The sequence below is a fragment of the Buchnera aphidicola (Hyperomyzus lactucae) genome, from assembly GCF_005081705.1.
Lineage (GTDB): Bacteria > Pseudomonadota > Gammaproteobacteria > Enterobacterales > Enterobacteriaceae > Buchnera > Buchnera aphidicola_Y.
This window is the reverse complement of the sequence record NZ_CP034876.1, coordinates 316,506-328,396: the sequence shown is the minus strand read 5'-3', so window position 1 is coordinate 328,396 and position 11,891 is coordinate 316,506. Positions and strand designations below refer to the sequence as shown.

9 protein-coding genes are annotated in these 11,891 nt (G+C 24.1%); 4 read left to right on the top strand and 5 right to left on the bottom strand.

The window, feature by feature from the left end; all coding sequences use genetic code 11:
* Positions 1-38: 38 nt before the first annotated feature.
* Genes D9V68_RS01510 through D9V68_RS01500 form a run of 3 tightly spaced genes read right to left on the bottom strand, consistent with a single transcriptional unit; the run spans position 39 to position 3,168 of the window.
* A complete protein-coding gene (locus D9V68_RS01510) occupies positions 39-1,274 on the bottom strand; it encodes an FtsX-like permease family protein (RefSeq protein ID WP_158357662.1) in 1,236 nt (411 codons plus the stop codon).
* An 18-nt stretch (positions 1,275-1,292) separates the two neighbouring features.
* Positions 1,293-1,976: a lipoprotein-releasing ABC transporter ATP-binding protein LolD gene (gene lolD, locus D9V68_RS01505; protein ID WP_158357660.1), complete on the bottom strand. Its 684-nt coding sequence runs from the start codon at positions 1,974-1,976 to the stop codon at positions 1,293-1,295.
* Positions 1,969-3,168 (bottom strand): FtsX-like permease family protein, encoded by a 1,200-nt coding sequence (locus tag D9V68_RS01500; protein ID WP_158357658.1) that lies wholly within the window; start codon positions 3,166-3,168, stop codon positions 1,969-1,971. The genes lolD and D9V68_RS01500 overlap by 8 nt, the downstream gene beginning before the upstream one ends.
* A 557-nt stretch (positions 3,169-3,725) precedes the next feature.
* On the opposite strand from D9V68_RS01500, the gene mfd reads away from it, so the two are divergent.
* Complete coding sequence (gene mfd / locus D9V68_RS01495) at positions 3,726-6,146, top strand: transcription-repair coupling factor (RefSeq protein ID WP_158357656.1); 2,421 nt, start codon at positions 3,726-3,728, stop codon at positions 6,144-6,146.
* A gap of 30 nt (positions 6,147-6,176) precedes the next feature.
* A complete protein-coding gene (pgl, locus tag D9V68_RS01490) occupies positions 6,177-7,178 on the top strand; it encodes a 6-phosphogluconolactonase (protein WP_158357654.1) in 1,002 nt (333 codons plus the stop codon).
* A 6-nt stretch (positions 7,179-7,184) separates the two neighbouring features.
* Here pgl and bioA read toward each other — a convergent pair whose 3' ends face one another.
* A complete protein-coding gene (gene bioA / locus D9V68_RS01485) occupies positions 7,185-8,471 on the bottom strand; it encodes an adenosylmethionine--8-amino-7-oxononanoate transaminase (protein ID WP_158357652.1) in 1,287 nt (428 codons plus the stop codon).
* A 79-nt stretch (positions 8,472-8,550) separates the two neighbouring features.
* Between bioA and bioB the strand changes: the two genes are divergently transcribed.
* Positions 8,551-9,582, top strand: coding sequence for a biotin synthase BioB (gene bioB / locus D9V68_RS01480; protein ID WP_158357650.1), 1,032 nt, complete (start codon positions 8,551-8,553; stop codon positions 9,580-9,582).
* A gap of 258 nt (positions 9,583-9,840) precedes the next feature.
* Positions 9,841-10,512, top strand: a complete 672-nt coding sequence (gene bioD, locus D9V68_RS01475) for a dethiobiotin synthase (protein WP_158357648.1) — start codon at positions 9,841-9,843, stop codon at positions 10,510-10,512.
* 84 nt (positions 10,513-10,596) lie between these two features.
* Here bioD and glyA read toward each other — a convergent pair whose 3' ends face one another.
* Positions 10,597-11,850, bottom strand: a complete 1,254-nt coding sequence (gene glyA, locus D9V68_RS01470) for a serine hydroxymethyltransferase (RefSeq protein ID WP_158357646.1) — start codon at positions 11,848-11,850, stop codon at positions 10,597-10,599.
* Positions 11,851-11,891 lie beyond the last annotated feature (41 nt).

Genomic DNA, 11,891 nt, shown 5'->3' with positions numbered 1-11,891 from the left:
TAATAAATTTTTTAAAAGTTCTTTTTTAAAAAATATTATTAATATTCTTTTAGTATTACACTTGGATTAATTTGTGAAGCGTAATATGCTGGATACCAGTTTGTTATAATTCCTACTATTATAGTACTTGTAAATATAATAATCACATCTAATGTGTTTAACTTTAATAATAAAAAGTTATTATAATAGATATTATCTAATAATATGTTTTGTTTAAAGCACTTTTCTAAAAAATACAATATACTTTTAAAATTTAATATTGTTATTATTCCTATACACAACCCAATCAAGCTACCTATAATTATAGAACGCAGACCATAATATAAAAAAATTACTTGAACAAGAAAATTATTAGCACCTATGCTACGCAGAATAGCAATTTCTTGTGTTTTTTTTGAAATAGTCATTAAAGATATAGACGCAATACTAAAAGATGAAATTATCACTAATAATAAAAGTGCTATATATATAATTGCTTTGATTTTTTTAACGTCTTCATATATGTTTTTATAACTGTTAATCCAAGTATATATCAAAAGAGGGGTCTTTATTTTCTTTGCTACATTTATGATAATTTGATTTGCATTTAAAGGATTAGATGTATTTAATTCTATCGAATTAACAGCATTATTGATAGCAAGATGTTTTTTAAAAAAATTAAAAGGAACATATCCTATATTTGAATCTAACATTCCATGTGATTCGAAAACATCTGTAACCTTTAAAGGAAAATATCTTAAATGAAAAGCAAAATGCTTTTCATTTTTATTTAAAATAATTAAATTAATTGAACTACCCTTTTTAATTGATAAATATTTTGCTAAATAAGATGAAAGAATAATTTCATGAGTATTATTTTTGTTGAAAAAATCATTTTTTTTATATTGCAATGAAAATTTTTTTTTGAAATTTTTTATATTACTAAAGCTTTTAATTTCAATCAGTTTAGTTTTATTGTTTATTAATAATAGTCCGTTTGTTAAAATATAAGGTTCAGCGTAAGTAATTTCTGGAAAAAATTTTAATTTTTTTATTATATCTTGCCATTTTAATAATGATTGATCCGTTAATTGAATAACACCATGTGGTAAACCTGATAAAATTTTTTGATTTAATAATATTTGAAACCCATTAAACGCACTAAAACTTATAATTAATACAAATACACTAACAGATATTCCTATTTTAGATAAAATCGAAATCAAAAATAGCGTATAGTTTTTATTTTTTTTAAGATATAATCTTTCCGCGATTAAAAAAGGTAAAAAATTCATTGAATATTTCTTTTATTATTAATTTTTATAACTGAATAGTTGACCATTTTTTATTTTGAATAAAACAGATATTTTTTTTATTAGAAAAGGATCATGTGTCACAATTAAAAAAGAAGTATTAAAATCAGCATTTAATTGAAATATTAAATTTAAAATAATTTTTGTATTATATTGATCTAAATGACCGGTAGGTTCATCCGCTATTATTAAAACAGGTTTATTTACAAGTGCGCGAGCAATAGCAACACGTTGTCTTTCGCCTCCAGATAATTCACATGGATACTTTTTTATTTTTTCTTCTAAATTAACTTTTTTTAATATTTCATACGAAATTTCTTCAGATTCTTTTTTGCTTTTATTGTTAATTAAAAGGGGTATTGCAACATTTTCTATCACATTAAAATCTAGTAGTAAATGATGAAATTGATAAATAAAACCTAATTTTGTATTTCTAAATGTTGCCATCTTATTAGATGACATAGAAGTAAATAATTTACCGTTAAATAATACACTACCAGAAGTAGGGTTGTCTAATCCCGCAAGTAAATGTAGTAAAGTTGTTTTACCCGAACCTGATTTTCCTATAATCGCAGCTATTTCTCCTGTTTTTAATTCAAATGATATCTTGTTTAAAATATTGAAACATGAGTCTCCATCTTGATAAGATTTCGTTAAATTTATACACTCTATAATATTATTCATTGGATAAAATCTTAGCTGGTTTTAGTCGGATGATATTCCAGGATGGATATAATGTCGATAAAATAGTCAATAATATAGATATCATATTAATGAAAAAAATTTGAAATGGTACAATTACTATTGAAATATCAATTTCTTTAAAAAAAATATGAATAAGATATTTTAAAAAATCATTTTGAATAATTAGTGTAATACTAATAATTGTACCTAAGATATTTCCAATAATAGCTGTACTAGAACCTATAATAACAAATATTAATATGATTTTCCAATTCAACAATCCTTGTGTCTTTAAAATAGCAATAGTATTTTTTTTTTCTATCGTATATACAGTAAGAGTTATAAATATATGTAAACTAGATATTAATAAAATCAAAAAAAACAAAAACAGCATAATATATTTTTCAATTTTTACTGCTTTAAACAGTTCACCCTTTTGTAACGTCCAATCTAATAAAACTAACTGATTAGATGAATTTTTTATTTTATCAAAATCTAAAAGTAATGGATCTTTTAACCAGACTCTCCAACCAGTAATATAATTTTTTGAAAAATCTAAAAAATTTAAACAATCTTTTTTATTCATCAAAATTTGATAATAATCAACTTCGTTTTGAGTTGAAAATGTACTAATGATTTTAAATATACGTTGATTAAAAATGTTTCCTGAAAAAGAATTTATTTTATTCGATAAAAGAATCAATTGAATTTTATCACCAATATTAACATTTATTTTTTTAGCTAATTCTCTTCCTATAATTATGTTGTTTTTTCCTGGTTTTAATTTTTCTAAAATATCTTTAATATTATAGTTAATTACATTATCATAATTAGTAATATCAACACCAATTACTTCCGCCATAGTTATTTCATTTTTGCTTTTTACAACAACTTCTTTACTAATAAAATCAGAAAATTTTTCAAAATTATTTAATTTTAAAATATCTTTAGGAAATTCTATTTTATTAATATATTTATTGTGATTAGTGATAATCAAATGTGGAAGAAAAGATAGAATATTTTTTTTAAAATTTTCTTCAGATCCATTGATTATAGATATTATAATAATAAGTGTAGTTGTACTAATACTGATACCTATAATAGATAAAATAGTAATAATTTTTTTAAATTTTGGTAAATGAGTGTTCCATAAATAACGAAAACCAATAAAAAAAGATATAGGCTGATACATTGTGATATTATCTTAACATAGAAAAAATTTTATAAAAAATAATAAATATTTAGTAAAATTAAATGTTATTTCAAATAATTATAAAAAATTTAAACTTATAAGATTTAAAATCTTCACTCATTTAATTTTAGTAAATACAACTTATTTCATAATACTCTTAATTTTTTTTTGAATTATAAAAATATATTACTAATATATTTTTATCTGATGACTTGAAAAAATAAATATCATGAAATAAATATATTACATTAATAATGCATTAGAGTAATTTTTATAAATAAATTGTTACTTTGTTCATTTTACAAACAAGTATTATATGATCGATGATATTTGAATATATAAATATAAAATAACTCTAAAAAATATTATTAATCATAAAGAAATTTTTTATTTATGCAAATTATATTTATTTTTTAAAAAAATAAAAAATAGAATTTAATCTAAAATATATAAAGATTTTAATAAAATAAAGTTTAAAATATTTTAATATTACACTGTAAGTAGAAAAAATTAATTAAAAATAAATTTTATTACTTTCTTTCAAAAAATATGCTTCTATGAAAATAACAGAAAATAAAAAAATTATTGATTTCAAATATCAAAAATTATTAACTTTATTTGAAAAAATTAAAAATCCAAAAAAAAATAATAAATTATCATCTTTTTTATATTTTTTTTCAGGAAAAATAATCTTTTCTTTAACAAAAGATGAAACTTTAAAAAATATTTTACAATTTTTAATTAAAAATAATATTGATCCTCAATATATCAAAAAAATTATTGAAATAGATGAAAAATATGATTATTTTTACATGATAAAAGAACTTAAAAAAGGATTTATAGATAAGAAAAATAATATTTTATTTATTTGTACGCAAGATTTATTACCATTATTAATTAATCGTATATATCTTTCTAATATTAAAAAAAGCAATGCAATTTTTAAAAAAGATAATTTATCTGAATTTATTTTCAACCAACCAATTGTTCATATTGAACATGGAATTGGAAGATATCAAGGATTGACTACTATAAAAACTGCTAGTATAAAATCTGAATATTTAATCATTTTATATGCAGAAGGAGATAAATTATATGTACCAGTTTCATATTTGTATCTTGTTTCATCCTATACTAAGAAATCGATGGAACATGCTCCTTTACATAAGCTAGGGGGTGAGGAATGGAGTAAAGAAAAACAAAAAATTAGCAAAACCGTATACGATCATGCAGCTAAATTATTAGATATTTATGCAAGAAGGGCTTCTAAAAAAGGATTTTCTTTTAAAGAAAATAAAGAAAAATATCACATGTTTTGTAATGATTGTTCATTTCAAATCACACAAGATCAAAATCAAGTAATGCAATCTGTATTAAGAGACATGTCTAAATCTATTCCTATGGATCGTTTAATTTGTGGTGATGTAGGTTTCGGAAAAACAGAAATTGCAATGAGAGCTTCTTTTTTATCTGTATCTAATAATAAACAAGTAGCGATTTTAGTACCTACTACTTTATTAGCTAAACAACACTATGAAAATTTTAAAATACGTTTTTCTAATTGGCCTGTTAATATTTATATATTATCTAGATTTCAAAACCAAAAAGAACAAAATTTAATTTTTAAAAATACCAAGAACGGTCAAATTGATATTTTAATAGGAACTCACAAGCTGTTATTCAAGACAATAGAATGGTATGATCTTGGGTTGTTAATTATTGATGAAGAACACAAATTTGGTGTTAATCATAAAGAGAACATTAAAAAAATATATTCTAATATTGACATATTAACTTTAACAGCAACACCTATACCTCGTACTTTAAATATGGCTATAACTGGGATAAAAGATTTATCTATTATAGAAAAACCTCCGGCTCAAAGATTAGCAATTAAAACATTTATTCAAGAATATAATCCTTTATTAATAAGAAAAACAATCTTACATGAAATATCAAGAGGCGGACAAGTTTATTATATATATAACAAAGTTAAAAATATCATTAGTATTGCTGAAAAATTATCAGTATTAATTCCTGAAGCTAAGATCAAAATAGGTCATGGACAAATGAATGATATTGATTTAAAAACAGTAATGAATGACTTTTATAACAATAAATTTCATGTTTTAATTTGTACTACTATTATTGAAAGTGGTCTTGACATACCTAGAGCAAATACAATTATCATTGAAAATGCTGATCATTTTGGATTATCTCAACTTCATCAATTACGTGGTCGTATTGGTAGATCAAATCATCAAGCATATGCTTTATTTATTGTTAACAATTTTAAAAAAATTACTCCGGATGCAAAAAAAAGACTTGAAGCAATTTCATCAATTAATAACTTTGGAGGTGGTTTTTCTTTGTCAAATCAAGATCTTGAAATTCGCGGGGTAGGTTCATTGTTAGGAAAAGAACAAAGTGGACACATAAAAAACATAGGTCTTTCTTTATATATGAAATTATTACGTAATGCTATTACTTTACTAAAAAAAGGAAAAAATTTATCTATTAATAAATTGTTAGATAAACCATTAGACATTAAATTAGATGTATCCTCTTTATTACCTGAAGATTATATTATAGATGTTAATACAAGACTGTTTTTTTATAAAAAAATATCTAGTGCTGAAAATGAAAAAAAAATAGAAGAAATAGAATATCAATTAATTAAGGAATTTGGACCTTTACCTGATTTTTCTAAAAATTTAATTATCATAGCTAAAATTCGATTAATAGCATATGAAATTGGTGTTAAATATATTCAATCTAGTAAAAATACAGGTTTTATAGAATTTAATCATAATAATTCTATTAATATACAATATTTACTTAAAATTTTTTCAGAAGAACCAAAAGTTTGGAAAATGGAGAGTTCGACAAAAATAAAATTTACTATTAATACAAAAAATGATTTTATGCGCCTTCAGTGGATCATAGATTTACTAAAAAATTTAAAACAGAATATGTAAATATCATTAATAAATATCAAAGGAATTAGCATGAGACAAGTTGTTTATATTGCAAACTCTGAGAGTAAAAACATTGAAGTTTGGAATTTACATCAAAATGGAGAGATGAATTTAATACAAAAAACTAATACAGAAGGTCAAGTTCAACCTATAAAAATTATTAAAAATAAGAATTTATTATATGCTGGAATTAGTCCTGATAACAAAATTTTTACATATTTTATAGATAAAAATGGTTTTCTTGAAAAGAAAAACGAAAGTTCTATTCCAGGGAAACCAAATTATATTTCTTCAAACTACAATAAAAAATTTTTATTTTGCAGTTCGTATCATGGAAATTGCATTAGTGTAAGTCCATTAAATAAGTATGGCATTCCTCAAGATCCCATACAAATTATCTATAATATAGAAGGTTGTCATGCTGCAAAAATAAATTATAAGTACAATGTACTATTTGTTATGTCCCTCAAAGAAGATCGTATTTATTTGTATTATTTAACAGATTTTGGGATATTAAAAAACACTGAACAAAAATTATTACACACTCAAGCAAAATCCGGACCACGTCATATTGTTTTCCATCCTAATCAAGATTTTATTTATACTATAAACGAATTAAATGGAACTATAGATGTATGGAAAATATATAAAATAAACAATATAACACGAGTACAAAAAATACAAAATGTTAATATTTTAAACAATCAATGTACCGAAAAGTATTGGTCTTCCGATATTCATATAACATCTTGTGGACGTTTTTTATATGCTTCTGATCGATTTTTTAATACTATTTCATTATTTCATATTAATCAAAATAACAAAAAAATTGTATTTTATAAAAGTTATCAAACAGAAAAGCAACCTCGATCCTTTCATATTGATTTTAACAACCAATATTTAATAGTAGCCGGTGAAAAATCTAATAAATTAGTTATATATAATATTTCCGAAAAAAATGGAGAACTAAAAAAGAATAATACATACAATACTGGTGAAAGACCTATCTGGATAGTTATACATAAATTATAATAATATTTATATGAATAATTTTCTATTATTTAAAGCTTTTTCGATTACGTCAATAAGCTTTTTTAATGCATGAGAATGAATTATATAAGGTGGTACAATATAAATTAATCTTTTGAATGGTCTTATCCAGACACCATGTTTAACAAAAAATTTTTGTATTAAAAACATATTAACTAAACGAGAACATTCTACTACACCAATAGCACCTAATATACGCACGTTTACTACATAGGGATGATTCATTAATGGTAGTAAATGTTTAACAAGTTGTGCTTCAATATTAGATACTTGTATTTTCCATTGATTAGTGTTTAATATTTTTATATTAGCATTAGCAACAGCACATGCTAATGGATTACCCATATAAGTTGGGCCATGCATAAAACAACCTATTTTACTTTTACTTATAGTATTAGCAATATGTCTTGAAGTCAAAGTGGCAGCTAAAGTTATTGTGCCACCAGTCATAGCTTTTCCTAAACATAGTATATCTGGAACTACATCAGCATGTTCAAAAGCAAAGAATTTCCCAGTACGACCAAAACCAGTTGCAATTTCATCAAAAATTAATGGTATGCAATAACGATCACATAAAATTTTTATTTTTTTTAAATATGTAGGATGATAAAAATTCATACCTCCTACACCTTGTACTATAGGTTCTAAAATGACTCCTGCTATTTTCAATGAATTTTCTTCTATTTTTTCTTGAAAAGATATAATATCACTGGTATTCCAACTTTCATTAAAAGAAGAAATTGGAGCATTTGCAAACAAGTTTATCGGTAATAAATTATTATAGAGTTTATGCATAGAATTATCAGGATCAGATACTGACATAGCAGCAAAAGTATCACCATGATATCCATTTCTAATTGTTAAGAATAATCTTCTTTTTTGACCTAAAGATTGCCAGTATTGTATTAACATTTTCATTGCTACTTCAACAGCAACAGAACCGGAATCAGAAAGAAAAATACAATCTAATTTTTTTGGTGTTAATGCAATCAATTTTTTACATAGTTTAATTGCTGGAGGATGTGTAATTCCTCCAAACATTACATGAGACATTTTCTTAATTTGTTTTTTTAAAGCTTTATTTAAAATAGGATGATTATATCCATGTATTACAGACCACCATGAAGACATACCATCTATAATATTTTTTCCGTTTTGTAATTTTAAATATACCCCTTTAGCAGATATAACGGAAAAAGAAGGAACGGGGTTAGTCATAGATGAATAAGGATGCCAAATATGTTTATAATCAAAACATGTATCAGATTGACTCATAATTATTTATATATAAAATATTACATAATTCAGTATAAACCTTTACTAAAATAAAATCATAATTTTTTAGGAGATAAATATGAAAAAAAAATGGACTCTAGAAGAAATAAAATTGCTTTTTAAAAAACCATTTTTTGATCTTATGTTTCAAGCTCAAAAAGAACATAGAAAACACTTTGATCCCAATACAATACAAATAAGTACATTACTATCTATAAAAACAGGAGCTTGTCCAGAAGATTGTAAATATTGTCCACAAAGCGCAAGATATAAAACAAACTTAAAAAAAGAACCTTTGTTAGAAATAGAACAAGTTCTTAATGCTGCAAAAAAAGCAAAAACCTCAGGTTCTAGTCGATTTTGCATGGGTGCTGCGTGGAAAAACCCCAAAGATAAAGATATGCCTTATTTAGAAAAAATTATCAAAGAAATAAAATCTATGGGAATGGAAACTTGCATGACTTTAGGTACACTAAGCAATGAACAAGCAAAAAAATTAGCAAACGCAGGTTTAGATTTTTATAATCATAATTTAGATACATCAGCTAATTTTTACAGCAGTATTATTACCACTCGCACGTATAAAGAAAGACTTAATACTTTAGATAAAGTACGTAATGCTGGGATGAAAATTTGTTCTGGCGGAATTATGGGTTTAGGAGAAAAAATACAAGACCGTATGGAATTGTTAATGGAATTATCTAATTTACCTATTCCACCAGAAAGTGTACCTATTAATATGTTGGTTAAAATTCCAGGAACACCAATGGAAAATAATGAAAATGTAGAACCTTTTGATTTTATTCGTGTTATTGCAGCAGCTCGTATTATGATGCCAAAATCTTATATTAGACTGTCTGCTGGACGTCAAAAAATGAATGATCAAACTCAAGCAATGTGTTTTATGGCGGGAGCAAATTCAATTTTTTACGGGTGTAAATTACTCACTGCAGATAATCCAGAAGAAAAACAGGACTTAAAATTATTAAAACAGTTAAATTTACATCCTGAGTATAAAAAGAAAACGATATCAGAAGAAAAAAAATATAATTTTTTTATTAAACCGTTCAAAATTAACAAAGATCAGTATTATAATGGTGCAATATCATAATACATAAAAATCTTCTTAATTTTTCAAGAAAATTTATATTATGTAATTAAATTTAATATTGCATATTTTTTCTATCAGTGTAATATTTTGTAAAAAAATTAGATAATTCTTATGAATCATAATAATATTTTCTCTTTTAAGAGTAACTCAATGTTACAATATTATTGTATTAAATAAATATAATAATTTATATCGAGTTACTCAATTCGGAGGTATATTGAATATGAATATCATTGTTAACAAAAAAGTTTTTTTATCATGATTAAAAAGTTTTTTATTACTGGAACTGATACCAATATAGGAAAAACTATTGCAAGTAGTATTCTATTAAAAAAAGCAACTCAAGCTGGCTATAAAACAATAGGATATAAACCTGTATCTTCTGGATGTGAAAAAAAATCTTATAAATTTTTAAATAATGATGCGATCCTTCTTAGGAGAAATAGTTCTATTAAATTGAGTTATAGAGAAATCAATCCAATTTCATTTATTGAAAATGCTCCTCCTCATATTTTAAGTCAATTTCAAGAAAATATTATTAAAAAAGAACATTTGTCTTTTGGTCTAAAAAATATTGTTAAAAAAAGCAACTGGATTATAGTAGAAGGTGCTGGTGGATGGTATACACCATTATCTTATAAAGATACTTTTTCAGATTGGGTAAAACAAGAAAAATTAACTGTTATTATTATTGTTGCAATTAAATTAGGCTGTATCAATCATGCTATTTTAACAGAAAAAGCTATTATTGCAGAACAAGTAAAATGTGGAGGTTGGATTGCTAACAACATTTATCCAAAAGATAAATATAATTTATGTTATATTCAAACTTTGTTAAGTTATATTAAAGCTCCATTATTAGGAATAATCCCTTATTTAGAAGATACAAAGAAAATTAATTTCCAAAGTATCAAAATAAAATTACCTTAAATGAAAAAAATAAAAATTAATTCTATTAAAACTATTTTTGTATCACTATTAATATAATCATTAACAAAGATGAATATATTTTAATTAAATATAAACTGGGTATTTTAAACACATTTCTAATACTTTACTTTTAATATTAACAATATTTTTATCATCATTTATATCGTCTAATATACTAGATATCCAATTGGATACTTCAGTGACTTCTGTTTCTTTAAACCCTCTTCTAGTAACTGCAGGTGTACCAATGCGTATACCTGAAGTAATAAAAGGACTTTTCGGATCATTAGGTATAGTATTTTTATTAATAGTTATATTGGCTTTGCTTAAAGTAATATCTGCATCTTTTCCTGTTATTTTTTTATTAGTTAAATCAATTAAAAACAAGTGATTATTAGTTCCTCCTGATATTATTGTATATCCTCTTTTAGAAAAATTTTGAGCCATAATTTTTGAGTTTTTTACTATTTGCTTTTGATATTGTTTAAATTTTGGCTCTAACGCTTCTTTAAATGCAATAGCTTTTCCAGCTATTACATGCATCAAAGGTCCTCCTTGTGCTCCAGGAAAAACTGACATGTTAAGTTTTTTATATAAGTCTTCACTTCCATTTTTAGCGATAATAAGTCCACCCCGAGGTCCTGCTAATGTCTTATGAGTCGTGCTAGTAACAACATGTGCATAATTTATTGGATTTGGATAAATTTGAGCTGCTACTAAACCAGCTATATGAGCTATATCAACAATAAAGTAGGCACTGACTGTATCTGCAATTTCACGCATTTTTTTCCAATCACAAATTCCAGAATATGCTGAAAAACCACCAATAATCATTTTTGGTTTATACTTTTTAGTTAAAAATAATAATTCTTCATAATTGATTTCACCTTTTTGATCTACTCCATATGAAATCACATTATATATTTTTCCTGAGAAATTCACAGAAGATCCATGAGTTAAATGTCCTCCATGTGATAATTTCATTCCTAATATTGTATCACCAGGATTTAATAATGCTGTATAAACTGCAAAATTAGCTTGAGAACCAGAATGAGGCTGTACATTGGCATAGTCTGCATTAAATAATTTCTTTGCTCGACTAATAGCTAATTCTTCTATAATATCTATATATTTACAACCACCATAATAGCGTTTTCCAGGATAACCTTCTGCATATTTATTCGTTAATTGAGAACCTTGTGTATACATAACATAACGACTTGTATAGTTTTCTGAAGCAATTAATTCAATGTGATGTTCTTGTCTTATTTTTTCTTGTTCTATAGCATTCCATAATTCTGGATCATATAGAGAAAAATCTATTTTATTATTAAACATATTTTACCTAAAATTTTAATTACACAAAAAAAATGAAAAAA